At 44.7% G+C, this 26433-nt stretch carries 20 protein-coding genes; 10 read left to right on the top strand and 10 right to left on the bottom strand.

Annotated features, from left to right (window positions below; all coding sequences use genetic code 11):
* Positions 1–21: 21 nt before the first annotated feature.
* Positions 22–681, bottom strand: a complete 660-nt coding sequence (locus WAA15_RS15735) for a hypothetical protein (RefSeq protein WP_337043756.1) — start codon at positions 679–681, stop codon at positions 22–24.
* 1157 nt (positions 682–1838) lie between these two features.
* On the opposite strand from WAA15_RS15735, the gene WAA15_RS15730 reads away from it, so the two are divergent.
* The 3 genes from WAA15_RS15730 to WAA15_RS15720 all read left to right on the top strand — a co-directional run bounded on the left by WAA15_RS15730 (position 1839) and on the right by WAA15_RS15720 (position 4496).
* Positions 1839–3263 carry a serine hydrolase gene (locus WAA15_RS15730; protein WP_337043755.1) on the top strand — a complete coding sequence of 475 codons (1425 nt, stop codon included), beginning with the start codon at positions 1839–1841 and terminating at the stop codon, positions 3261–3263.
* Between the two features lie 169 nt (positions 3264–3432).
* Entirely contained in the window at positions 3433–3897 is a 465-nt protein-coding gene (locus WAA15_RS15725; RefSeq protein WP_337043754.1) for a YdeI/OmpD-associated family protein, read from the top strand.
* A 29-nt stretch (positions 3898–3926) separates the two neighbouring features.
* The gene (locus WAA15_RS15720) at positions 3927–4496 is read left to right on the top strand and encodes a dihydrofolate reductase family protein (protein ID WP_337043753.1); all 570 of its coding nucleotides are present in this window, start codon (positions 3927–3929) and stop codon (positions 4494–4496) included.
* Positions 4497–4509: 13 nt separating this feature from the next.
* On the opposite strand, the gene WAA15_RS15715 is transcribed toward WAA15_RS15720, so the two are convergent.
* The 3 genes from WAA15_RS15715 to WAA15_RS15705 form a co-directional block, all read right to left on the bottom strand.
* A complete protein-coding gene (locus WAA15_RS15715; protein WP_337043752.1) occupies positions 4510–5172 on the bottom strand; it encodes a CPBP family intramembrane glutamic endopeptidase in 663 nt (220 codons plus the stop codon).
* A 70-nt stretch (positions 5173–5242) separates the two neighbouring features.
* Complete coding sequence (locus tag WAA15_RS15710) at positions 5243–7681, bottom strand: TonB-dependent receptor domain-containing protein (protein ID WP_337043751.1); 2439 nt, start codon at positions 7679–7681, stop codon at positions 5243–5245.
* A 95-nt stretch (positions 7682–7776) separates the two neighbouring features.
* Positions 7777–8136, bottom strand: a complete 360-nt coding sequence (locus WAA15_RS15705) for a winged helix-turn-helix transcriptional regulator (RefSeq protein ID WP_337043750.1) — start codon at positions 8134–8136, stop codon at positions 7777–7779.
* 134 nt (positions 8137–8270) lie between these two features.
* Between WAA15_RS15705 and WAA15_RS15700 the strand changes: the two genes are divergently transcribed.
* The gene (locus WAA15_RS15700; RefSeq protein WP_337043749.1) at positions 8271–9140 is read left to right on the top strand and encodes an SDR family oxidoreductase; all 870 of its coding nucleotides are present in this window, start codon (positions 8271–8273) and stop codon (positions 9138–9140) included.
* Positions 9141–9258: 118 nt separating this feature from the next.
* On the opposite strand, the gene abc-f is transcribed toward WAA15_RS15700, so the two are convergent.
* The 5 genes from abc-f to plsY form a co-directional block, all read right to left on the bottom strand.
* Entirely contained in the window at positions 9259–10851 is a 1593-nt protein-coding gene (gene abc-f / locus WAA15_RS15695; protein ID WP_337043748.1) for a ribosomal protection-like ABC-F family protein, read from the bottom strand.
* Between the two features lie 384 nt (positions 10852–11235).
* Positions 11236–12999 carry a phospho-sugar mutase gene (locus WAA15_RS15690; RefSeq protein ID WP_337043747.1) on the bottom strand — a complete coding sequence of 588 codons (1764 nt, stop codon included), beginning with the start codon at positions 12997–12999 and terminating at the stop codon, positions 11236–11238.
* A gap of 214 nt (positions 13000–13213) precedes the next feature.
* Positions 13214–14587 (bottom strand): FAD-binding oxidoreductase, encoded by a 1374-nt coding sequence (locus tag WAA15_RS15685; protein WP_337043745.1) that lies wholly within the window; start codon positions 14585–14587, stop codon positions 13214–13216.
* Positions 14588–14595: 8 nt separating this feature from the next.
* Positions 14596–15975, bottom strand: coding sequence for a dipeptidase (locus WAA15_RS15680; RefSeq protein WP_337043744.1), 1380 nt, complete (start codon positions 15973–15975; stop codon positions 14596–14598).
* 152 nt (positions 15976–16127) lie between these two features.
* Complete coding sequence (gene plsY / locus WAA15_RS15675) at positions 16128–16745, bottom strand: glycerol-3-phosphate 1-O-acyltransferase PlsY (protein ID WP_337043743.1); 618 nt, start codon at positions 16743–16745, stop codon at positions 16128–16130.
* A gap of 830 nt (positions 16746–17575) precedes the next feature.
* Here plsY and WAA15_RS15670 point away from each other — a divergent pair.
* The gene (locus WAA15_RS15670) at positions 17576–18118 is read left to right on the top strand and encodes a hypothetical protein (protein WP_337043742.1); all 543 of its coding nucleotides are present in this window, start codon (positions 17576–17578) and stop codon (positions 18116–18118) included.
* Between the two features lie 156 nt (positions 18119–18274).
* Here the strand turns inward: WAA15_RS15670 and WAA15_RS15665 are convergent, their stop codons facing one another.
* Positions 18275–19645 (bottom strand): serine hydrolase domain-containing protein, encoded by a 1371-nt coding sequence (locus WAA15_RS15665; protein ID WP_337043741.1) that lies wholly within the window; start codon positions 19643–19645, stop codon positions 18275–18277.
* A 263-nt stretch (positions 19646–19908) separates the two neighbouring features.
* On the opposite strand from WAA15_RS15665, the gene WAA15_RS15660 reads away from it, so the two are divergent.
* The 5 genes from WAA15_RS15660 (at position 19909) to WAA15_RS15640 (ending at position 26357) form a co-directional block, all read left to right on the top strand.
* Positions 19909–20766 (top strand): DUF2306 domain-containing protein, encoded by an 858-nt coding sequence (locus WAA15_RS15660; protein WP_337043740.1) that lies wholly within the window; start codon positions 19909–19911, stop codon positions 20764–20766.
* Between the two features lie 292 nt (positions 20767–21058).
* Positions 21059–22237: a sensor histidine kinase gene (locus WAA15_RS15655; RefSeq protein ID WP_337043739.1), complete on the top strand. Its 1179-nt coding sequence runs from the start codon at positions 21059–21061 to the stop codon at positions 22235–22237.
* Positions 22238–22394: 157 nt separating this feature from the next.
* A complete protein-coding gene (locus WAA15_RS15650; protein WP_337043738.1) occupies positions 22395–23147 on the top strand; it encodes a LytR/AlgR family response regulator transcription factor in 753 nt (250 codons plus the stop codon).
* Between the two features lie 422 nt (positions 23148–23569).
* A complete protein-coding gene (locus WAA15_RS15645; protein ID WP_337043737.1) occupies positions 23570–24040 on the top strand; it encodes a LytR/AlgR family response regulator transcription factor in 471 nt (156 codons plus the stop codon).
* A 235-nt stretch (positions 24041–24275) separates the two neighbouring features.
* Positions 24276–26357, top strand: a complete 2082-nt coding sequence (locus WAA15_RS15640; protein ID WP_337043736.1) for a bifunctional aldolase/short-chain dehydrogenase — start codon at positions 24276–24278, stop codon at positions 26355–26357.
* Positions 26358–26433 lie beyond the last annotated feature (76 nt).

Here is a 26433-nt window from a genome sequence, read left to right as displayed (position 1 = left end):
ATTTCGTTGTTAAGCTCGTTTTTAATTATTCACCGGAAAACCATTTTTGTTAAACCACTCCCGCGCCTCTTTAAAAGACTTGAACGATACCGGCTTCCCTTCTGTGCTAGCCAGTTGGTTCAGCAACTGTAATAAACTTGCCTGTACCTTCAGAGTATCTCCGGCAGGTACGGTTTCTACACCTGTTAGCAGAGTATTGCCTATATCAAACAGGCTTTCGTTTTCGTCCATCAGAATCTCCTTTTTGTCCTGCAAACTCACCAGATTCGCCTGTTTATCTGTACTGGTTAGCTGCATCAGGTTTTTGAGAGCATTCTGGGTTTGAGTTACATTACCAATCTGGTCAGCAATGGCATCGGCATTACTCGACAGAATCACTACCAGTTGTTTATCGGTATCGCCATCAATCGGATGAATGTTGGTCGAATCGGCCTTTTTACGTAATTCTCCATTTTTAGGCTGGCTGAATTCGTTAAAATAAATATCAATGGCATCGCTCTTGAAAAAACCTGCATAGAATCTGGTTTGTGAATACAGAAACGAATACCCACGCACATGCACTCTATAATAGTTAGGCAAAGGGCGTAAATCATCTTTAAAGTAATGAAACTCATTAATATGAGTAATACAACTTTGTAGTAAACAGCAGGCTATACAAAAACCTATAAAATACTTTTTCATGGTTGCAAAATTTATTTAGATGTAGGCTTCAGACAATATTAGTTGGTATATTCAGTACACAGCATAAAATTTCTGGGATGAATATCCGAAAACCCATTGGCACGCACAAGAAATAGTTATTTTCCGGTACCTATATTGTCAGGTACGGCCTGAAAACAAAAAAAGACAAGGTAAAACCCTGTCCTTTTAAATTCTAACCATCTGATGTTACACACATTCTACACCTTTTTAAAATTTTCCCTGTACACTTATGTGTAGGAAAGCACGTAAAAATAACTCGTTGTGTGAATCGTTCGCACCCTATTCTATTCACCATGAAAAACTTATTGCGCGTCTACGATTCGCTATTATTTATATCTGTGGCTATAAAGTTGCTATGAATGGGCTACCCCTTTTATCTGACTCTGAAAACACATTTATCTGCACAAGCCAATACTTACCAGCCTCATGCTTGCCGAGGCATACCACATAAAGCGTAGGGAACAAAACGCTGCTGTCACCAACAGAAGTTCGTTAACGATTAGCTTTATACGAATTAATTTCTTACAGACTGACCCCCCGAACCACACATACCAGCTTGGCATTAATACCAACAGCAAATCAGGTTTGGCCTGCCTGAATATCATCGGAAACCCCACTTGCAAACTCCTCTTTAATCACCGATAGTACTTCCGGCTCGGGAAAGTCAGTCGCTCAGAAAAAAAAAAACTGACCTTTCGTGTCTTGTAATGTTATTTGTAATGCGTGTATGATGGGTGGCTTATACGTATACTTTTGGGCAGAGAATAAGATTGTTATATTTCATAGGCAAAAGTGTTTATGTAAGTATTTTCGTTATTGGTGTCTGCAACGCTTGTTTCATTTACTATTACATAAATAATAGGTCAGTACGTTTATTTGACGGAACAAAATTACATTTATCTTGTATGGCATAACATGAGTGGATTCATAAAAAAATATGACCTTCGTCATATTTCGCAAATAACATTTTTGTACCAACATGGCTTTTTTACTACCTAAGCCAGCCTAAAAGCATAAAAAAACTATTTAAAATAAAGAAAAAACAAGAATTAAATCGGGGTGTTAGCAAATTTTGCTGTATTCCTGTAACCTTCTTGCCTTTCCTGAGTTTATGGGCTGTATCGTAAAAACTATTCATGAAAAAGCTAATTACTTTAGGAATCCTGGCCAGCCAGTTGGCTTTTGGACAGTCGAAAGAAAAACAGGTTGAACAATTTTTGCTTCAACAAATGAAAGACCTGCGGATTCCGGCCTTACAGGCTGCCGTAGTACAGCATGGCAAAATCGTGTTCAGCAAGGCTTACGGAACGGCCAACATTCAGGATAATGTACCTGCCGACAAACAAACGATTTTTGCCATTAACTCCTGCACCAAATCGTTTACGGGGGTGGCTATTATGCAACTGGTGGAAGCAGGCAAGCTGGAGCTTTCGGCGCCTGTGTCGCGCTACCTCGACGGCCTGCCTGCACAATGGCAAGCGGTTACTATTAATCAGTTGCTGACACATATTTCGGGCTTGCCTGATATTCTGCGCATACAGGAACCCGCCGGTGCTGCCAACGAAGCCGCAACTTGGGAAAAAGTACTGGCCATGCCTATGGATTTCCCGACGGGTACACAATTCAGTTATAACCAGACCAACTATGTGCTGCTAGGTAAAATCATCGACAAGCTCAGCGGAAAACCCTTTGCACAGTTTTTTCAGGAAAACCAGTTTGATATAGCCAAAATGCCCAACACGGTTTTTGGCGATTCACGCGATGTGATTCCGCATTTTGCACCTACCTACAACTATAAAAAGTATATGGATGGCCACGCCCTACCCACCGAAAAACTTACGAATAACTATGCAGAGTTTTTTCCGTCGCGCCGTACGGGGTCTGGCCTCAACAGCACTGCCGAAGACATGGCTCGTTGGGTAATTGCCTTGCAAGAGGGCAAGCTCCTGAAAACCAAGGCAGCCTTAACCACCATGTGGACACCCACCAGCCATACCAACGGCACGCCCACGCAATGGTCATTAGGCTGGGGCATTACCAAAATTCGCCCCAAACACAAGGCCGTGGGCATGAGTGGCGGTGGCCGCTCGGCTTTTCTGGTATACCCCGACGACGACCTCGCCGTGATAGTGCTGACGAATCTTGGAGGGGCATCGCCCGAAAACTTTCTTGAAGAACTAGCCGGATTCTACAACCCTGAAATTCCGGCCTCGGACCCTATCACGGTTTTGCGCATGGAACTTAACAAACGGGGTTTTGATAAAGCCGCCGAAGTGCTGAAAGAACAGAAAACGAAAGATGCCTTGTTTCAGCCTGACGAAAACCAGCTGAACGACTGGGCATACAGGCTTATGAGTAGTAATCAGACCGATAAAGCACTTGAGCTTTTCAAGCTGAACATAACATTATACCCTGAAAGCTGGAATGTATACGACAGCTACGGCGAAGCACTGGCCCGACTAGGCCAAAAATCAGAAGCCATCAGGATGTATCAGAAATCAATTGACCTGAACCCCAATAACAGGGGTGGAAAACAAATGCTCGAACGCCTGAGTAAATAACAACCCCCACCCCCTGCGCGGTAGTGCTTATGCTGCCGCGTATTACCTTCATTTTGTTGCCTGAGGGCAATACCAAAGTGTTTTGTCCTGAACACCCCTCCAGATTGTCGTTTTCTGGCCTGTTCCATTTATATTTTTTATGCTTATTTTGCCAATAAAAATATCTCTCATGGAAAACCAGTCAATTACATTTAAAACCAGTTTATTACTTGCCGGAAAAACCGCCACAGGCATTGAGGTTCCGGCAGCCGTAGTCGAACAACTCGGCAATGGCAAGCGGCCACCTGTAAAAGTTACAATTAATGCGTATACTTACCCTAGTACGGTGGCCGTTATGGGTGGCGTTTTTATGCTTCCGGTTAGTGCCGAGGTCAGAGAGAAAGCGGGTATCAGTAGCGGAGATACCATTGAAGTAAGCCTCACGCTCGACACCCAGCCACGTGTGGTAGAAACTCCGGCCGACTTTCAGGAAGCACTCAATAATAACCCCGCAGCAAAACAATTCTTCGAGGGTTTATCAAACAGCAATAAAAAATACTATATTGGGGCTATTGAGCAAGCCAAAACAACCGAAACCCGTAACCGACGGATTGAAAAGGCTATTCTTGAGCTTGAGCAACAGAAAAAACCGTAAGTACGCTACTTACATTAACCCATGTTATCATGAGAAAACTTATTGCTGTGGCACAGACCTCGCTTGATGGATACGTAGCCGGACCTAACGGAGAGTTTGACAATTTTTCGAGCGGGGAAGATAGCCTCCGTTTTGTATGCAGCCTCACCGACGAGGCCGATGCAGCCCTCTTCGGGCGGGTTTCGTATCAGCTTCTGAATGCCTACTGGCCTACGGCCGCCGAGCTTCCTGAGGCCAGCCAGTTAGTCAGAAAATATTCAAAGTGGTATAATGACGCTAAAAAAATTGTGTTGTCGACCACCCTACCCACTACCCAAGATACCCATACCACAATTGTAGGGGAGCATCTGCACGAAAACATTGTAGCCATGAAAAAGGAGTCGGGTAAAAACATCCTGCTTTTTGGTAGCCCCACAGCCATTCACTCACTTATCGACATCGGGCAGATTGATGGCTTCTGGGTAATTATTCATCCGGTTATTTTCGGAGACGGTATTCGGCTTTTTCAGCCTCATAAGCAATTGTTCAGGCTCAGAGCCGAACGAACACGCCTGCTACCGAACGGAGTTCAGGCATTGTATTATTCTGTAATGCGGTAAACAACAAACCCCATTATTTGCCAAATACCCCGTAGTATATCATCACAAGCGTGATGGTGTCATAAAACGCATGAGAAAAAATACTGTACCAGAGGTTTTCGCCAAAGCGTTTAAAGAGGAAGGTCCAGTATAAAGACCCAAGTACTGCCGGAATAACCCCAAAAATACCTTGTTGCCAATGATACAACCCAAAAAGCACACTGGTAATAATGCCCGCCACCCAGAAAGATTTTTCAGGTTTCGGAAATTGCCCCTGAATGGTTCGCAGAATAAACCCCCTGAACACCACTTCTTCATAAAAACCACCTACAACCCAAGCGGCTACAATTACCATGAGCAACTTGGCGGGGTTGTTCCTGATAAAATCATATTCCGTGTAAGGCGGAACCATATCTTTAAAGAAATGGAAAATAAACGGAATATACCCCCAGCGCATAAAAGCCACCCATAGCAGGGCCGATAACAACCCAATTGCCAGTGGCTTCAAGGTAAGGCCCGTTTTTTGTAAACCCAACCCCGCCAGATTCTGTTTTTGCCAGCGCAGGTAATAAAGCCCTACCCCAAAACACACCAGTGTATAAGAGAAAAAAGGCAATGGCACAAAATGCGGAAACAACAGAAGAAACAACACAAAAAGAACAGCTACTACACGCTGCTGGAGAGTTAATTTTTGCATAGGTCGGAAGGTTGAGCAAACAAATTTAGTGTTTTTGTTCAGACCTGATGCTTTTTCCTGAGTAAAATCCTCAGCGTTTTACCCGTTCTTGTTCTTCGTCGTCGGTTTTGTGTGAAACACTCCGGTTATTTTTGCCGAAACTACGCGAGTAAGTAAGTTTTATTACCCGATACAAAGCCGTTTCGTCACGATAGACCGAAACAGCATCATTATTGAAAACGAGGGGTGTCATGCCTCCGATATGTGTATGAATGGCAAACGTCTGCCAGAGGTCGGGCAATGTTAGCAGAAAAGTGCCTTTATCATTTTTCAGTTTTTTGGCAATACCCAGATTCATCACTCCAAAGCCATTCAGTTTGTTACTGCCCTCATAAAACGGGAAATTCTGCCAGCCCGAAAGCTCTATCTCAATGGCATGGGGCAGGCTGAATGTCTGCGTAAAGTTCAGGTTCTGAAACAGATACGTTTTTTCGGCCGGATTCAGGCTATACGATATTTTGTACCGACGCAAAGCCGTAGTACTTCCTAGCGAGAGTTTCCACCAGCGTGTAAGTGGCACAGGTGCGTTCAGAAACAGGCTGATGCCCTTCTGGTAGTCGAGGTTCTGAGGCGACGAAATCCCGATGTCTTTCTTCTCGTTACTGCTTATCTGGTATCTCAGAATGGGGTGTAGCTCATATTGCAGCGCAAGGCCCACATTAAAACTCCGAAAGGTATAATCAGCTTTGAGGGCATCGGTAAGGGTGGGTTTTAATAAGGGGTTTCCGGCAAAAACAAACGTTGCATCGTTATAAAACAGGTTTGAAATTAAGTCGGTATAAGCCGGCCGACTGATACGGCGGTTATAAGCAAGGCTAAAATTCGATTTATCGTTGATAGTATATGTATATTGTACCGACGGAAACAACCCATTAATAACGAAAGGTTCCTGATAAATATTGATGTCGCGCTGCCAGTATTCGTAGCGCAGGCCAGCCTGTAATCTGGCTTTGGGGTTCAGCGTAAATCTGAATTGTGAGTACACCGCCCAGATGCGCTCCTGCCCGTTTATATTGCTCTGCGAGCGGGGGTCTGGCTCCCAACCATCGTCTGTCTGACGCTCAACTTTGCTGTTATTCATATTCATGGCAAGGCTGCCCTTCATACCAAATTCGGTATAAATCTTGGAGTTAAGTTGTAGGCTGTAATCGGCCTTTAGTACGCCTATCTGTATCGTCGATTTGCTTTCACCCCTGTTACCATAGGTAAAAATCGGGTTTTGTGGCACAACAGGGTTGCCGTCTTTATCTGAATAATGCGAAGCCAGCAACGCGGGGCTATCGTTGGTATAAGTAATGTAACTGGCATCGAGGCTTAACTGTGATTTCTCGGTGATACGATGGGTTACATAAGCCGACGAAACCAGATTTTGCCGATGATTTAAACCATCCGAAATAGCCCTGACACTCAGGAACCCCTCCTGAGGTAGTTGCCTGTCGGCATAGATATGAACCAGATTATGGTTAGCCACCCACGAAAAAGCCATTTCGCCACCAAACGTCCATCGGGTAGCAGGCCGGAACTCAGCCGCCAGATTGAAGTTATGGGCATTCTGGTTGCGGTCGGTAAGCCCGCCAAACAATACGCTGTTTTTACCCCCCAGAAAAGGCATTTCGTTTGTGCCGCTGCCTTCGTAGCCTGAGTAATCACGGCCATGTGCAAACGCATACGAGGCATTGAGGGTTATTTTGCTACTCCCCCGCGATAAACTTAACGAAGTCAGGGCTTTTTCGCGATAGCCATAGCCACCCGTAGCCGAAAAATTAAGCCGTGTGCCTTCGTTTTCGTTTTTCTTCAAAACAATATTAATAACGCCCGCCCCGCCGTCGGCATCGTACTGCGCACCCGGCGATGTAATTACTTCTATGCGTTCAATATTATCGGCCACCGTGTTTTCAAGCAACGCCATTAGTTCTTCGGTAGATAACTGCATCCGTCGGCCGTTCAGCAGAACAGTTACCCCGCTTTGTCCGTTAAGGCTAAACTGGTTATTACGGCGGTCGGTAATAATACCCGGCAGGCGTTCGAGCACCTGCAAGGCATTGCTGCCTTTGGTCATGAGGCTATTCTGGATATTGAAGATTTTGCCTTCGGGGGTATTCTGAATAAAATCTTTTCTGGCTGAAACCACTACTTCGTTCAGTGCGTTGGTTTCTTCCAATAACTGTATATCCGGCAGTGTGAGTGTTGCGTTAGTATTGTTAACCCTGAACACCCCCGAAAGGGAGGTCTGATAGCCCATGCTACTCACTTGCAGAAAAAACTCACCCGATTTTGTTGTCTTAATCAGGAAATTTCCGGTTTCGTCGCTGGCAGCACCTGCCACAATACCAGAGTCGGGCATTGCCCGCATTACTACATTGGCAAAAGGCACAGGCTCCTGCCGCAGGCTTATAACCCGCCCCACAATTTGCCCGAAACCCCGTAATGGTGTCAATAATACGATTGTTACAAAAAGTATAGCTTTCATTTTTTGAATTTTTATTCAAAATAGAAGCGGGCTATTCACTTTTGCACATCTGATTGACCAAATGCTATGCTGAATTGATGAGGGGATAGTTTACCCTACCCCACCATTACAGCTTTGCGGTGGTCGAGACCCCAGTTAAGCATACTGTCAATCACGTCTGATAGTTTTTTGGCCGAGTCGGTCAGTTCATATTCTATCAGTACAGGGGTGCTGTCATACACTACTCTTTTCACCATGCCGTTCAGTTCGAGGTCTTTCAGTTCTTTTGAGAGCATACGCGGCGTTATTTTCGGGATATTCTTCTGTATATCAGTAAAACGCTTGATACCAAACAACAACGACCCCAGAATAGGCAATTTCCATTTTCCGGTTAGTACGTTCAGGGTATCGTTAAGGGCTAATACAAATTGCTCGGGACACGCCTTTACATCTGCGAAATCCATAATTTTTTTCATCTGCTTTTATCTATCTGTTTTTTGCCAACTATACTTTAGTATAGCACTATACTAAAGTATATGACTATATTTTGTATAGCAAATATATTTACTTTTGCTCCCATAAACAATTTTCTAACAAAAAAATACAGCACATGATTTTAATAACAGGCGCAACGGGTCATTTAGGAACAGCCACCATCGATTTTTTATTACAGAAAGGTACACCAGCCAGCAATATTGCCGCACTGGTAAGAGACGAAGCCAAAGCAGGTGATTTAAAAGCCAAAGGTGTAAGCATTGTTACAGGCGACTATGATAATTATGCTTCTTTAACTGCGGCCTTCAAAGGCATTGATAAGCTGTTTTTTGTGTCGGGTAATGATATTGCCAAACGTAGCCAACAACACGAAAAAGTAGTAAACGCCGCCAAAGAAGCGGGGGTGAAACATATTTTATACACGAGTTTTGTGCGCAAAAACGAAACCGAAACTTCGCCAATAGCGCAATTGGCGAAGTCACATATTGATACAGAAAAATACCTGAAAGCCAGCGGCCTGCCGTATACCATTCTGCGGAATAATATCTATGCCGAGTATATTCCGGTTTTTATCGGGCAGCAAGTACTGGAAACCGGAATTTTTCTACCTGCCGGCGATACACAGGTGGCCTTTACACTTCGTAGCGATATGGCCGAAGCCTTTGCTAATATTCTGACAAGCGAAGGGCATGAAAATCAGGATTACCTGATTTCAAACACCTCTTCGGTTTCTTTTCATGACATTGCGGCTATTATCAGCGAGGCATCGGGCAAAGAAGTAGGTTATGTAAGCCCAAGCACCGAAGCATTCGTTGATACACTTACGAAGGCGGGCGTTCCGGCTGAAGTTATAGGTATTTCGGTAGGCTTTGCCGGAGCATTCAAAGAAGGCGAGTTTGCCTCTACTGATACCGACCTCGAAAAATTACTGGGCAGAAAACCAACGAGTGTGCGGCAGTACCTGACTAAACTATTTGCAGCATAAGCATTACTGCTTCCCTGAGGCCAGTTTGTACTGGCTTCAGGGAATAATAAGCCCAAAAATTTTTTTATAGCCTCAATCCCCCCAGACCCTTACTTTATGAAAAGCTACGCCAAGCCAATCAACCAAGCCGGATACTGAAATCTGTCTGTACCTCATCGGCAAAATGCTGGTCGTGCGAAATCAGCACCAGCGTGCCATCAAAACTCCTGACGGCCTCTGTCAGCACCTCAAGGCTATGAATATCCAGATTATTGGTAGGTTCATCCAGAATAAGCATATCGGGTTTATCTGTGCTTACCATCATACAGCAAAGCAGAAGTTTCATTTTTTCGCCACCACTCAAGGCTTTTACGGGCCTGTTCCAGACCTCACGCGCAAACTGGTGGTAATGCAACAGCATTTTCAGCGCATGCTCTGGTAGATGCCTGCTGTTATATTGCTGCACCTGCTCAAAAACAGATAATGCGGGGTTAAGTGCGGAATATAGCTGGTCGATATACAAGCAGGAGAAATCAGCACGGTAAATAGTACCTGTCGCTGGTGCTAGCTGCCCCGTCAGAAGGTGTAGCAAGGTGGTTTTTCCAGAACCATTTCTGCCTTCTATCCTGATTCTATCGCCCGAACGAAGCTGAAAGCTAAGAGGTGCTTCCCATAAATACTGGTGGTTGTAAGCATAGTTTATCTGTTCGGCCTCTATCAGAATTTTACCTTTATGTAAATCCGATTTCCGTAAATCTATTTTCAGCACTTGGTATTCCTGTATCTGCGTGCGTATATTTCTCAGGTTTTCGTTAATATCGTTCATTTTTTCCTGATGCACTTCTTTGGCTTTGGCGGTGCTTTGTTCGGCTTTACTTTTCAGGTTTCCTGCTACAATGCGCGGCAGGTTTTGTTTCAGGCCATGTACTTTGCCTCTTACTTCTTTCTTCTGGCGTTGCTCGGCTATCTCTCTGGCTTTTTGCTGCGCCTGTTTCAGGGTTTTTGTGTGTTCGTCCAACTGCGCTTGCAGGGCATTGAGTTTACCCGTGCGCTGTGCCTGATAAAAATCAAAATTGCCCCCATAGACTTCAATCCCTTCGGGGCTTAGTTCCAGCGTGGTATCAAGCAGGTTCAGCAGGGTTCTGTCGTGGCTCACCACCAGTAAAGTTGCTTTTGTTTTTCTGATAAACGCATAAAGTAACTTTCGGCTTTCGGCATCCAGATGGTTTGAAGGCTCGTCGAGCAGAATAATCTCAGGGGCATGAAGCGTAAGAGCCGCCAGCAATACCTTTGTTTTTTCGCCACCACTGAGCAAGTGCATAGGCTGCTCGAGTGGCAAATGCTGTAACTGCCAGTAAGCCAGTGCCGTTTGAATCTGTTCTTCAATTTCCCAGTTATCGTTCAGGTTTGTAAAGTTTTCGGGCGAGGCATCGCCGGCCAGAATAGCCCGAAAAGCCTTTAATTGAGCTTCAATACCCAATACCTGCCCAAGCGTAAAGGCCTTGTATTGCCCCAGTTGCTGTGGCACATAAAAAGGTTTGGCCGAAAGGCTTATCTCTCCGGCCGAAGGTTTCAACTCTCCGGCTATGAGTTGCAATAAAGTCGATTTACCTGTGCCGTTATTACCTACCAGTGCGGCTTTTTCGCCTTTGTTAATGGCCATGCTCAGGTGCTGGAAAAGCAATTCCCTGTCGGGATGTATATAAGTGAGCGATTGCAAAACAATACTCATGATAATTGTCGTTTGAATGTAGAGAATATAAAAGTAGCGTTCAGACAAACCCGCAAAGGTGTTTGCTGAAAAGAGGGGGCAGAGCATGGCTCGCCGGAAAGAAAAACAAGGATTACATGTGTGTTAAGTTGGGCCAGTACACGTAGTTATCGTGTAATTGACGAGTCTGACAATTGGGTTATCAAAATATTCCGTCGGAGCCGGAATCCATCAAAGTACGGCTGTACCTGAAACTTAACTATTACATTGATTGTAGTTTTATGAGGCCACAAAGTTACACATAAGTTAGCTTTTGTGCAAATTGGGCATTGGGCTGGCAGAAAGGGGGCATAAAAAAGCCGTCTGGAAAGTAGATTCCAGACGGCTCTGCAAATTTGTTTATTATTACACCAGATTCAGTTCGCTCTGAATAGCTTTTACTTTTTCTTTCAACGAAACGAGGGTATCGTCGAAGTCTTCTTTTTTCTTGAGTTTGGCACGAACCCCTACATAAAACTTGATTTTAGGCTCGGTTCCTGACGGGCGGCAAGTAAATTTAGTGCCGTCGGCGGTGAAGAACTGTAACACGTTTGATGACTCGATACCCATTTTGCCCGAAGGAATCTCTTTTTCTTCGCCGGTTTTCAGGTCGGTTGTTTTCAAAGATTTGTAGTCGTCCATACGAATCACTTTTGAACCTGTCAGACTCTTCGGTGGTTTAGCTCTGAAATCGACCATCATCTGCTGAATTTCCTCGGCTCCGGTTTTGCCTTTTTTGGTAAGCGAGATAAGCCCTTCGTAATAGAAACCGTTTTTCTGATACATTTCTGCCAGAAAATCGAACAAACTAATGCCCTGGTCTTTAGCAAAGGCTGTTAGTTCGGCTATCATGGCGCAACTGGCAATGGCATCTTTGTCACGCACTTTGTCGCCAATCAGGTAGCCGTAGCTTTCTTCCCCCCCTCCGATAAAAGTTTGCTGACCTTCCAGTTCGCGGATAACCTGCGCAATATATTTAAAGCCTGTAAGCGTATTATAACAATTTACACCCGCTTTGGCCGCCATTTCGTCAATCAGGTCGGTTGTAACAATGGTTTTGGCTACAAACTCATTACCTGTTAGTTTTTTAGCTTTTTTCCATGCTTTCAGCAGGTAGTAAATAATTAAACTGGCGGCCTGATTCCCGTTAAGTAACTGCCATTCACCTTTAGGGTCTTTTACGGCCATTCCTACGCGGTCGGCGTCGGGGTCGGTGGCAATAACCAAATCAGCATTCAGGGCTTTGGCTTTTTTAAGCGCAAGGCTCATGGCCTCTTGTTCTTCGGGGTTGGGGTACACAACCGTCGGGAAATTGCCATCGGGGGTTGCCTGTTCTTCTACAATATTTACGTTGGTAAAGCCCAGTTGCGCCAATGCCTTCGGAACCATTGTGATACCCGTACCATGTATTGACGAAAATACGATGTTAAGGTCTGACTGGCGTTTTATCATACGCGGGTTTACGCAAATGCTTTTTACGGCTTTCAGATAGGCTTTGTCGAGCACTTCGCCTATGAGCTTAATGCGTTTTTTTACACCCTTAAACTTAATATCTTTTACGTTGGTAATGGCGTTTACTTCGGCCACGATGTTTTTATCGTGTGGGGCTACCACCTGCGATCCGTCGGTCCAGTATACTTTATACCCGTTGTATTCTCTTGGGTTGTGCGAGGCCGTAATGACTATACCGCTCTGGCAACCCAACTGACGCACCGTGAACGACAACTGCGGCGTAGGGCGTAATTCTTTATACAAATAAACAGTAATGCCATTGGCTGAAAGAATATCGGCTGCTACACGGGCAAACTCAGGCGAAAAATTCCGGCTGTCGTGCGCAATAGCTACCTTTATTTCCTGCTCAGGGAAAGTCTTGTTAAGGTAGTTAGCCAGCCCTTGTGTGGCAGCCCCTACCGTATATTTATTCATGCGATTAGACCCTACACCGATTTCGCCACGCATACCGCCAGTGCCAAACTCCAGATTCTTGTAGAACGAATCTGTTAATTGTGTTGCATTGTTGTCGTCAATGAGTTTTTGGATAGCAGTTTTGGTTTCGTCATCATACTTGCCCTTCAGCCAAGTTTTGATATTCTTCTCTGCCGTTGTATCTAGTTTCAGATTTTTTAGCATGACTATTCTAATGAGTTTAATTTTTAAAGTTTTGGACAAATTAAAACAAGTTTTTGATGTTTTTCAAGAATGATTTAGATTTTACTAATATTTCTTTCAAAGCAGGCTTATTTCTGTTTTTCAGGCGGCAGAAACAAGGTTTTATGGCTGAAAAATAAATGAAATACTGCATAAACGCAGCAGCAGAAGTGGTTTTTATGTTGGCAGTGGCGTGTTATACTTCGGGCAGGAGTTTGCCGGGGTTCATGAGGTTGTGGGGGTCGAGGGCTTTTTTAATGGCCCACATGGTATGTATGGCCTGCGGGTGTTCTTGTGCCATATAGGGTAGTTTGCCTACGCCAATGCCGTGTTCGCCGGTGCAGGTTCCTTCCATGCGCAAGGCTCTCTCAACCAACCTTTCATTGAGGGCTTTGGCACGGGCCATTTCGTCGGGGTTGTTGGGGTCAATAACAATTGTCAGATGAAAATTGCCATCGCCTACATGCCCCAGTATCGGAGCCAGAATACCTGTTTTTTCAATATCGGCCTGCGTTTCTACAATACACCCCGACAAGCGTGAAATAGGCACACAAACATCGGTCGACATCAGTTGTGCGCCTGCGCGCAGGGCAACAGCCGCCGGAGCGGCATCGGTTCGGGCGCGCCAGAGTTTTAGCCGTCGGGCTTCGTCTTTTTCCCACAAAAACGCGTCTGCGCCATGTGCCTGTGCAAAGGCTTGCACTTGTGCTACCTGCTGGTTGAGTTCGGCCTGTGAGCCATGAAACTCCAGAAACAGGGTTGGGGCTTGGGTGTAGTCAAGCCCTGAATATAGGTTAATGGCTTTCATCATCTGGGCATCTAGTAGTTCGATTTTAGCCACAGGAATACCCTTCTGAATTGTTCGGATAGCCGTGTTAACGGCCGCTTCAACACTCGGGAAAGTGCAAACGGCTGCATAAATAGCCTGCGGATAGCTATGCAGCTTGAGGGTAAGCTCGGTAATGATACCCAGCGTGCCTTCGGCACCGATAAAAAGGCGGGTGAGGTCATAACCAGCCGACGATTTACGCGCCTTGCTGCCGGTACTGATAACCTGCCCATCGGGCAGTACTACCTTCATGGTCAACACATTATCTTTCATGGTTCCGTAACGAACGGCATTCGTACCTGAGGCCCTTGTACTAGCCATGCCTCCGAGCGTGGCATTTACGCCCGGCCCAATCGGAAAGAAAAAACCGCTTCCTTCGAGTGCTTGGTCTAACTGGTTTCGGGTAACACCTGCCTCAATAGTGGTGTACATATCAGCCCCGTTAATTTCCAGCACTCGGTTCATACGGCGGAGGTCAACACAAACACCTCCTTTTAAAGCCAGTATGTGCCCCTCAACTGAAGTTCCTGCGCCAAAAGGCACCACAGGCACAACATGAGCGGCACACAGGCGTACAATATCGGCTACTTCGCCAGTTGTTTCAGGATACACAACCCAGTCGGGCGGTGTGCAGGCATGGTAGCTAAAACCTGCACCGTGTTCGTTCAGCACGGCTTTTTGGTTGCTTACACGCGCAGGCACAATGCCTTGCAGTTGCTCAAAAAAGCGTTGTTTATCCATCAGGCTGTTTATTTCATTAAGGCGGCGTAATGTTTATAAAACAACGGAATGGTTTCGATACCCTTGAAGAAGTTTACCAGCCCGTAATGCTCGTTAGGCGAATGGAGGGCATCGGAGTCAAGCCCGAAGCCAAGCAGAATCGATTTCAAGCCTAGTTCTTTCTCAAAAAGTGCTACAATCGGAATACTTCCGCCGCCGCGGGTTGGCACAGGTTTTTGCCCGTAGGCTTCTTCCATAGCCAGCATGGCAGCTTTATAACCTGCCGATTCGGTTGGGGTTACATAAGGTTGGCCTCCGTGGTGGCGGCTTACGGTAACTTTTACCGTAGGTGGCGCAATGGCTTTGAAATGGGCATCGAAAAGCTCGGCTATTTCTTCCCAGTCCTGATTAGGAACCAAGCGCATCGAAATCTTGGCAAAGGCTTTTGAAGGCAATACGGTTTTGGAACCTTCGCCCGTGTAACCGCCCCAGATTCCGTTTACGTCGAGCGTCGGGCGGATTGATGCGCGTTCACGCGTGGTATAACCTTTTTCTCCGCTTACCTCGGCAATATCAAGGTCGGCTTTGTATTCTTCCAAATCGAACGGAGCCGCTTCCAGTTCGTCGCGTTCTTGCTGGCTCAGTTCGGCTACTTTATCATAAAAACCTTTTACGGTAATTCTGCCGTCGGCATCGTGTAACGAGGCAATCATCTGGCACAACACATTTACCGGATTGGCCACCGCACCGCCATACACCCCAGAGTGGAGGTCACGGTTAGGGCCTGTAACCGACACTTCCATATAAGTAAGGCCACGCAAGCCTGTTTCTACCGACGGAATATTGTTGGCAATAATTGAGGTATCCGAAATCAGAATAATATCGGCTTTCAGTTTTTCTTTATTGGCTTTCACGAAAGTACCCAGATGCTCCGAGCCTACTTCTTCCTCGCCTTCAAACATAATTTTTACATTACAAGGCAGGTTGCCGTGGGCGAGCATCATCTCAATGGCTTTGACGTGCATATAAATCTGGCCTTTGTCGTCGCATGAGCCACGGGCAAAAATAGCTCCCTCAGGATGAATTTTAGTCTTTTTGATGGTTGGTTCAAACGGCGGCGACTCCCACAGTTCGTAAGGGTCGGCGGGTTGCACATCATAATGCCCGTATACCAGTATGGTAGGCAGGTTGGTATCAACTATTTTTTCGGCATATACAATGGGGTGGCCTTCGGTGGGGCATATTTCGGCCTTGTCGAGCCCAGCGGCTAATAATTTATCTTTGATGTATTCGGCTGCACGAATCATGTCAGGCTGAAACTTGGAGTCGGCACTCACAGAAGGTATGCGCAGGAAATCGAACAATTCGCTTAAAAAACGGTCTTTATGCTGGTCGATATAGTTACTCATATACAATATGTTATAATGAAGTATCAGAAATGTTTATACAAGAACTCACAAACGTTCATGAAAAGTATGTATCTGCACCAGAAGGGCGGATAATTCTTTCCACAAAGAAAACGAATTGTGTAAGACAATACAAGGAAATTGCGCAGGCGGGTTTATTTCTTGGCGCCGATTTTATTTTCGGTGCCTTTCATTAAACGCTGAATGTTGTGGCGGTGTGTAAACACCAGTATGAGGCACAGAAAACTACCAAAAGCCAGATAGTAGGGGTCGTGGTCGGGGTTAATGCCCCATACATTGAAAGCTATCTGAATCGGGAAAGCCAGCGCGCTTATCATGGAGCCTAACGATACATATTTGGTAATAAATACGATAATCAGGAATACGACAAGGCAGAGAATGACCGTCATCGGGAACGACGCCGCAATAACGCCCAAAGCCGTAGCCACCCCTTTGCCACCACGAAACTGTGCAAAAACCGGATACAAATGCCCAATAACTGCGGCAATACCCATCATGAGGAACAAGTATTTGTCGAGAGTGGTATCAGAGAAGAAAAAACGAGCCGACAACACCGCCAGAAAGCCTTTCAGGAAGTCGATGATAAGGACGATGATACCTGCTTTGCGGCCAAAAGTACGTAATGAATTGGTAGCTCCGGCATTGCCGCTTCCGTGCTGACGGACATCGACGCCATGAAAAATTTTACCATACCACACAGCCGTAGGAATTGACCCTAACAAATAGGCAAAAATTACGCCCATTAAAATCATACGCTAATTATTGTTAAATGGATGAAATCGCAAAACTAATAAAAATTGTGCGATTTTAAGATTTAAAATTTCATTAAAGAAATCAAACCGTTGATTATAAAGGCGTTGTACTTGAAAAATCCTTTCAGGGAATTGTATATTTTGCTTAGAATTGTGCAAACAAACAAACCAAAAAACATAAATTGAGGGTGTATGTATCCTGATTTAACGGCCACAACCCATCATAAGCAGGTTTGTGGCACTACATGCTTCTGGTAGCAAGTGGGGCATTAGCTATTAAGGCATTCAGTAAACAAGCAGAATAATAGATACAATTCCAATTGTATTGCTGAGCCTGATTATTTTTTTAATGTCTATCGGTAGTATGCTCTAAGGAGTCACAAATATTTACAAAGAAACAGAAAAAAAGAATACAAAAAACACGATATATGCCTCATATACCCGCCCGTTATACACTACCGTAACGACAAGCTCTTTATGTAAATCTACATTTTTTTATCGGCAGCAAGCAAGGAGAATCAGCAATAACGAGCTTAACAGAAAAACTATCGTTGCGGAACGCATAGATTACGGCTGCTTTTACGCTTTTTACAATTCATTTTACACTATTTTACTAGGACTCAATTTCCTTTAGACATAGGTTTGCAGAAGTAATCCGGCTGATTATCTATTGAAATATGCTCACGTCCAACAGCAAACCATTACGGATTTTAAAAGTAAAAAATAACCAGCCAGTCAATACAAACTTATGGTTCACAGCAGCGTACAGTATGTGCGCCATACTGAAACACCGTTATAGTTTAGAAATATTTAATTAAACTTAAAAAAACATGAAAAGAGTTGTTTATGCGCTATTGTTACCGCTGGTTGCGGTAGGCGGACTAGTATTTGCTTATAGCGATACCAAAAATGAGCCTGCTAAGAAATCGCTCTCAAGGCCACTCACTGCCGCCGAAATGAAAGCCCAATTGAAAATATGGGAGGCTACACCCGATGGTATACAGGTTACTAAATGGAAAGCGTCTCCCGAAGGTAAAAAAGTGCTTGACGGAGCTGCTAAAATAAGGAAGTATATAAACGCCTCTGCCAATATCGAGGCTATTATAACCTCTCTTACTCTTCCTGAAGGCTCACGATTAGGTTTCGGAGTAATGGCCTGTATTAATGACGAAGATTATATTCTTACTTTTGACCCTGAAAACGATACCCAATTGCAGCAATTGAAGAGCCTGAAAGTTAACGACAAAATAATTATCAAAAGCCATAGTGTCTCGTATGCACCCAAGTATTTATATGCAATAGTAGCGGGCAACTATCTAGAACGAGATAGTAAAGTACTTTATACACGTACTCCTCGCAAGGGCGGTTGCTAAGCACATAAATTAAGCACATAAATCATGAAATACCTACGCACGCGTTGGGGGGTGTTTCAATTCTTGTGTGGTCAAAAGCAAACTAGACCACATCAGGCATAATATCGATTACAGCATTAATGATAGTGTTACTCCCTACGGGTCTAGCACTATCATTTACTCTACCACTCTTTTACCAACAGACTGCTCATGGCTTGAACGCCACAGCAACGTCTGAAATATGTTGTTCTGTTTGTCCTGAAACGACAACCACCAATCAAGGCCCGGTACATAAAACGTTTTGTCGTCTACCTGAAAGAGTCGATACTCCATACCCGTTTGCACCTGCAAAAAAGGTTGGGTATCTTTCAGGTAAAGCGTTACACGTCCGGCAGTTTCTGTGTCGTAAGTACCTGCCAGCATAGGCCATTGAGCGGGGTCGGTTTTTTCGGCTTGGGGTTCTTTAATGGCAGGTATAGGGCGGCCCTCCAGTGCATCAATCAAGGCGTTTGTGAGGGCAGGTCTGGCCCATTGCGGAATACTAACATTGCTTACCAGCGCAATAGTAAATTGCTGTTGGGTATCCCAGTAAACAAAGCTGTAAAAACCTGCCACACTGCCCCAGTAATAGTGGGCATGGCGGCTGCGGCCTTCGTACCAACCGCCGAGGCTAAGCCGCGACACCTTGCTTTTAATTGCTACGGTTGAGGTAATAACACGAATCAGCGAGGCATCGAGCAGCGGTTTATAGTAAAACGACTGCCCCCAGCGGTAAAGGTCGGCCGCCGAAAACCACAAATTTCCTCCACCATAAAAACCTTCGCGGTCGCCGATGTCATCAACCTGTAAAGAGCCATTCTGGTAGCGGTAGCCTATGGCCCTGTCGGTCTTCCATTGTTCAAGCAACGAGGGCCTCCCGCCTGAATGTTGCATTTGCAGGGGCGTAAAAAAGTGCGTATACAGAAACTCCAGATAGGGCATTCCGCTTACCTGCGCCACCACCGCCGACGCTACATCAAAAGCAGGGGTGTCATAACTGAAATTCGTATCGGGGGCGTAGCCGAGGGGCGGTTTTTGCTCGTTCAGTATACGCAGCATACTTAAAGAACTTAGCACCTCGTCGGCCGGAAGTTTTTCAAAATAATAGTCATAGTCTGGTAAGCCGCCCGTGCTATGGGTGAGCAGGTTCCAGAGGCTGGTGTGAGTATATGGGTATTGCACATATTGCTGCACCGAGTCGAGGAGGCTTAGCTGGTGCTGCTGGGCCAGCATAAGCATAGCAGCAGCCGTAAAAGTAGTTGCATTTGAGCCGCCGTCGGCAGGTGTATCGGGGGTAAAGGGTAACTCTTTAGCAAAATGGGCATAACCATAGCCTTTGCTCAGGAGTATATTGCCCTTCTGCCCTACTACAATGGCTCCATTAAAAAGCTGTTGGTGGTGCAGGCGTGTAAGCAGGGTATCAATAGCGGTGGCTTTGGCTGTTTGTGCTACGGCCTGCGGCCAGACAACACTCAGGCAAAGGGTAGCTAATAGCATTAAAAACTTCATAGAAAAATCAGGCACAAATCATTAATAGCCAAATTAGGCAGGTGAATATACCGCTATTTTTTAAATCGGCACAGCACAAAAGGTATTTGTTGCCGAAAACCTGCCAAGTGAATAGCTTTTTTTCTGGGAAAAAGATTTTTTCATTGTATTTTTGTTAAAGTTTTTTCTTAGCAATTTTACCCTTCATGGCAAAAAACTATGTACCTACCTAAGCATAGTTTTGCCAGTATTTACTTTAAACACTACTATAATTACCTCTTTTTATGTTAGAAACAAATACGCTTGAAGCTAATAAACTTCCTGAGTTTTCAAAGGTACATCTATTATCGGCCCGTATTCTGGGCTGGACACGTACGCTACTTGTGGCTACCGTCTGGGTTAGTGCAGGGTTGTTTGGTTTGTACATACTGGCTTTTTATGTAGCCGCTTTGTCTGAAGGGAAACTAACCCGCTGGAACGAAATTCTGCCCGGTTTGTACTCAGAGGGGGCCACACAAGCTACTACGGGTATAGGCTTACACTTTTTCATGGGCGGAATCATCCTTGTATTGGGTAGTATTCAACTGATTGATGCCGTCCGAATCAAGTATCCGGCCATACACCGCGCCATCGGGCGTATTTACCTCATAGCTTCTCTTTTTGCTGCTTTAGGCGGGCTATCTTTTATATTTATTAAAGGAACCATTGGCGGCATGGTCATGAACATTGGTTTTGGGTTATATGGCCTGTTAATGATTCTTTGCTCGGTAGCTACTTACAAATACGCCGTAGCGCGTAAAACCGACCAGCACCGAGCATGGGCTTTGCGCCTGTATGCACTGGCTATTGGCTCATGGCTTTACCGCATGGACTACGGCTTCTGGATTCTTCTGACCGGTGGCGCGGGGCATAACTCAAACTTTACTGGGTTGTTTGATGGTGTCATGGCGTTTTTCTTTTACCTGCCCAACCTATTGGTAGCCGAAATAGTTATCCGCTCCGATAAAAACAAGACTCCCCCAACGGCCATTAACATTGTATTTACAGTTATCTTGCTAGGGGTTATCAGCTTTTTGCTTCTAGGCACTTATTTCTTCACTAAAGAATACTGGGGGCCGGCCATTATTAAATGGTTGGCATAAATTAGTGGGTTGGTTTATGGGTGCTATGCAGCAACGCTGCTATGTTTGGGGTTTTCAGCCAAATGCCTGCGTTACGTATACTATCGTACCTGTTTGCCTGAGAGTTTCGGCTTTATTTTTGAAGCTGGTTCTTTTTCTTTCTGTGGTTTTTTATTTCATTTGTGGCTTTATGAGTCTGAGAGCAAAAAAACCACCGTTCGATAAAAAAACGGCACTAATTTTGCTTTTGCTTTGATAAAAGTATTTTACTAGCATAAGGGTTACTTATTCTCTAATCTACCTAATTTTTCTGATGCTGAAGCCATTCTTTATCATTGTTTTACTTTGCTTGTGCATACATACTGGTGCTTTTGCACAGAAAAATAATTCTTCTGAAAAAGCCAAAAACTTTAAAGCTAAAATAACTCGTATCGAGATAGCTGGGAGAGACATGCCGATTCAGGAAAATTACTATGTAGACTACGATAACAACGTACTGGAGTTTGATTTGGCCGCAGTACCAGCGCAGCCAAACGTAAGCTATAAATACCGCATCGTAGAAAACAGCTTTGAGGGAGCCAAACCCTCCGAGTGGTTTTATACGTCTAAACCTATGGTAAAAATCGACAGCCTCAGGCCAGCCGTTTACCATTTTGAACTTGTGGCCATTAATGCCAGCAAACAAGAAAGCGAACCCGCCATTGTTGAGTTTAAAATAGAATACCCGTGGTGGCGGTCGTGGTGGTTCTGGGGGTCTTGTTTTATTACGCTGTTCGGGTTGTTTTATGGCCGCGAGCGTTTTCTGAAATTCTGGTCTGACGAGGAGCAACGGCACCACCGGCAGGTAACCGAACTCGAACTACGCACGCTGCAATTACAAATGAACCCCCACTTCGTTTTTAATGCCCTCAATGCTGTACAGAGTTTTATTCTTAACCGCGACACCATCGCGGCTAATAACTATTTATCGAAATTTGCTAATCTTATCAGGCTGTTTCTGGATTCCTCGCGCAGCAAGTACATTACTCTTGCCGACGAGATAAAACTCCTGAGCCTGTATATAGAGATAGAAATGTTGCGTTTTGAAAACAAATTTGAGTTTCATCTGAACGTATCGCCCGAAGTAAACCGCTTTGTCGAGATTCCGACCATGATACTCCAGCCGTTTATCGAAAACGCCATTAACCACGGCCTGCGGTACAAAGAAACCAAAGGCAATTTATATATGAGTTTTTTCAATCAGGGTAAATACCTTGTATGTAGAATAGAAGATGACGGGGTAGGCCGCGAGCGCGCCAGACAGATTCAGTCCAAATCAAGAAAGGGCTATAAGTCTCAGGGCTTGAAAATCACAGAAGAACGCTTGCAGACCTTCAATCAGATTGCCGATGTTGACATCCATTTTCTGGTTGAAGACCGCCTCAAACCACCTTTTGAAACCGGAGCCGATGTTGGTACAACAATTGAAATTAAATTTCCAAAATTTGGTTAATTTGTAATGTTTCTTTTCTTTTGTGGTATTAAGCATCCCCCTCCCTATACATAAACCTATTCACCAATAATAAAAGAACAGAATTATTGGCAAATTTGCTTTGGCTAATATTGTGCTAACTATTCGTAGACCAGTAAACTTGTAAACAAAACCTTTTATGTATAAGGCTATTATAGTTGATGACGAAAATCGAAGTGTTGAAACCCTAAGCAGTATTATTTACCTCTTCTGCTCGTCAGAGGTAGAGGTAATTGGTACCGCCAATTCAATACAAGAAGCGTATCAGCTTATTCAGGAAAAATCGCCGGATATTGTATTCCTGGACGTAGAGATGCCTCATGGGAGTGGTTTCGACCTCTTAGAGAAATTCACTAATCCGAAATTCGAGGTTATTTTTACCACAGGGTTTGACCACTATGCCGTTACAGCTATTAAATTCAGTGCCTTAGATTACCTGCTAAAGCCCATTAATATTGAAGAACTTAAACAAGCCATTGCCAAAGCCAAAGAACGCATTGAAAAGAAAAACAGTCAACAGAATTTCGACCACCTGATTCAGAACTTGCGCAACCCTCGCGACAAGTCGAACAAAATTCCGTTACCAATTCTGAATGGCTTTCAGTTTATTCCGGTCAATAATATTATCTATTGTGAAGCAGACGAAGACTATACGCATATTTACCTGAACGATAACCAGAAAATAACCGTCTCGAAAAGTATCAAGGATTTTGAAGACCTACTGGCCAGCTATGACTTTTTCCGTATCCATCACTCGTTTCTTGTGAACCGCGATTACATCAAGAAATACACCAAAGGCGAGGGCGGAACCATCACGACCGAACAAGGCACCGAACTGCCTGTATCGCGCCGCCGGAAGTCGGAGTTTCTGGAGTGGCTAAGCAACATCTAGTACAAATAAAAAACGGTATATGTGCAAACGGCTTTGCCGGAGCTTCTATTACGTTGCTGTCTAAGGTTTTAGACACAACAAATTTTAATCTCGGAACAACAAAACTGGCACATTTTTTATACAGATTTAAGGAGCAGAAAAAGCGTGTTTCTGCTCCTTTTTTCATGCAAAAACACCTCAAAATTGCCTCTTTAAATGTATCCGTTCAATAATTTTATCTAAAAAATATTAAAAAAAAACACTACATTATACAAAAATACCTTTCTCTATCGGTTTAGTGGTTTCGTAAAAAGTTCGATTACATAAGATTATCTGCCACTTATCTTTTTTTTGCTACCATTTACCGAATCGTTGTTGTAATAGTTATACGTCAAAATTAACTTGCTTTAAAATTCAACAACATTAAAGCTTTCCTTGAACGAATGAATAAGCTAATTTATAAGACACCGTTCAGCCATGAAGGATTCACGGTGGTACATAATGTGGAAAGCCAAGCTACTGGAGCTAATATGTCCATGAGAGTTGCTGGCAAACGTAACATGGTGAAGCTCGGTGATATTTTATATTTAAAAAGCGCTAAAAATTACACAATTTTTAAGCTCGCCGACGGAAGAGAAGTTATCAGTTCTAAAACGCTAAGAATCTTTGAAGAGGAATTAGAAGATATTACAAACTTTGTAAGACTACACCGTTCGTACATCATTAATTTAGAACACGTAAAAGACCTATATTTTAATTGTCGTGGAGGAGAAGTCCTGATTCATGACGAGAAAATTATTATATCAAGAAGAAAAGCCGCCGAATTTCGTCGTAAATACAGAAGATTTTTACGCACCACCGGCCAAAACGTTTCTTCAACTATTAAACTAAAGACATCGATCAGGATGTCATAAAGATATTTAAAAACATTATTTTTTACTTTTTGGGTTACGAGAATAAAGTGCTGGCTAATCTGGCACTTTATTTTTTTAGGCTATTCCAAACTTTTCTGCCCCTACCCTGCTGCCTAATCTTTTCCGGTTAAAACCCTGCGCTTACAGGAGAGTACATGAAGATTTTTGTAAAAATATGCCGACTTTTGTACAAAGTTCAAGCGTATGTATCATCATTTAATCTTACTATAAAAACATGGAAAATACCCTAACATTCAAACATGTTAGCTACCTGTGGGACCACAACAAAGCCGCCGAATTAGCCAATAACGAAGTAGATTTATTCATTTATCGCTCAAATCTGCTTGGGGCCGACCTCCGCCTGACCAATTATGCTGGCGGGAACACCTCCTGCAAAATTACAGAAACCGACCCCCTCACCGCCGACCCCGTAGAAGTAATGTGGGTAAAAGGCTCTGGCGGTGACATCGGCACACTTACCAAAAAAGGCTGTGCCAACCTGTATGTAAACAGGCTTCATGCACTTAAAAAACGTTACCGTGGGCTGGCCTTTGAAGACGAAATGGTAGGGCTGTTTGACCATTGCCTATTTGACCCCAAATGCGCCGCACCTTCTATTGATACTCCATTACATGGCCTGTTGCCATTTAAACATATTGACCACCTGCACCCCGACGCCCTCATTGCCATTGCTGCCAGTAAAGACGGCGAGGCCATCATGAAGGAAATCTGGGGCGATACCGTAGCTTGGCTTCCGTGGCAACGCCCGGGTTTTGACCTCGGGCTACAACTCGAAAAAACCGTTCAGGACAACCCCAACCTCAGGGGCGTTATTCTGGGCGGGCATGGGCTTTTTACTTGGGGCAACACCTCGTATGAGTCTTATATAAATACGCTTCAGGTCATTGAAATGGCCTCGGTTTACCTCGAACAACACTATGGCAAAAAACGCCCTGTTTTTGGGGGAGCCAAAATCAGTTCAAAACCTGCCGACGAACGCAAAACCGCCGCAGCAGAACTAATGCCTACACTACGGGGGCTGGCATCGAGTTACAGAAGAATGACAGGCCACTTTACTGACGACGAACGTGTGCTGGAATTTGTGAACTCGAACGACCTCGAAAGGCTGGCGCAAAAAGGCACTAGCTGCCCCGACCACTTCTTACGTACCAAAATACGCCCGCTGGTATTGCAAGGCACTACCAAAGAAGCAATAGCCGCACAGTTTGAAGCCTACCGTGCCGACTACACCGCCTACTACGAACGCTGCAAACACCCCGACAGCCCCACTATCAGAGACACCAATCCTGTGGTAATTCTGTATCCGGGTGTGGGGATGTTCTCTTTTGCCAAAGACAAACAAACGGCCCGCGTGGCCTCAGAGTTTTATATCAATGCCATTAACGTAATGAAAGGGGCCGAGGCCATTTCGGAGTACGTAGGGCTAAGCGAGCAAGAAGCCTTTAATATTGAATACTGGCTATTGGAAGAAGCCAAACTGCAACGGATGCCCAAACCAAAGTCGCTTTCGGGCAAGGTAGCCTTTGTTACAGGTGGCACAGGGGGTATCGGCAAGGCTATTTGTGAAGAATTGCTCAGAGAAGGGGCTTGTATTATAGCCGCCGACCGCGACTTACTGGAAGAAACCCAAACCGAACTACGCCAGAAATACGGCAAAGATGTAGCCATAACAGTTAAAATTGATGTAACCCAGCCCGAACCCATTGCCGAGGCACTCAAGCTCGGCGTATTACAGTTTGGCGGGGTCGACATCGTTGTTAACTGTGCGGGTTTGTCTATCTCGAAACCGTTGGAAGAACACACCCTTGCCGACTGGAATATTTTGCAGGATGTACTCGTAAAAGGGCAGTTTCTGGTGTCGCAGGAGGCCGTAAAAATTATGCGCCAACAGGCTTTAGGTGGCGACATCGTGAATATTGCCAGCAAAAATGCTTTATTTGCAGGCCCTAACAATGTAGGGTATGGAACCGCCAAAGCTGCACAGGCACACATGAGCCGCCTGCTGGCTGCCGAACTGGGCAAAGATAAAATCAGGGTAAACACCGTAAACCCCGACGCCGTGCTGCGTGGCAGTAAAATATGGGAAGGCGACTGGGCCGAAGGCCGCGCCAAAGCATACGGCATAAAGGTAGAAGACCTGCCCAAAATGTATGCCTCACGCACGTTGCTGAACGAAGAAATCCTGACCGAAGACATAGCCAAAGCCGTAAGAGTTTTTGTAGATGGCAGTTTGGCGAAATCGACCGGAAATATATTAAACGTAGATGGCGGCGTAGCCGTTGCCTTTGTCAGATAACCGTTGCTCGTTCCCTGCGTAGGTAGCTACGCAGGGCAAAACCCTATTTACAAACGTAGGGTGCTGTTTTTCTCAA

Origin of the sequence: Emticicia sp. 17c, from assembly GCF_037153985.1 — a bacterium.
Lineage (GTDB): Bacteria > Bacteroidota > Bacteroidia > Cytophagales > Spirosomataceae > Emticicia.
Note: the sequence above shows the minus strand (reverse complement) of the source record. Positions and strands in the feature narration are given on the sequence as shown.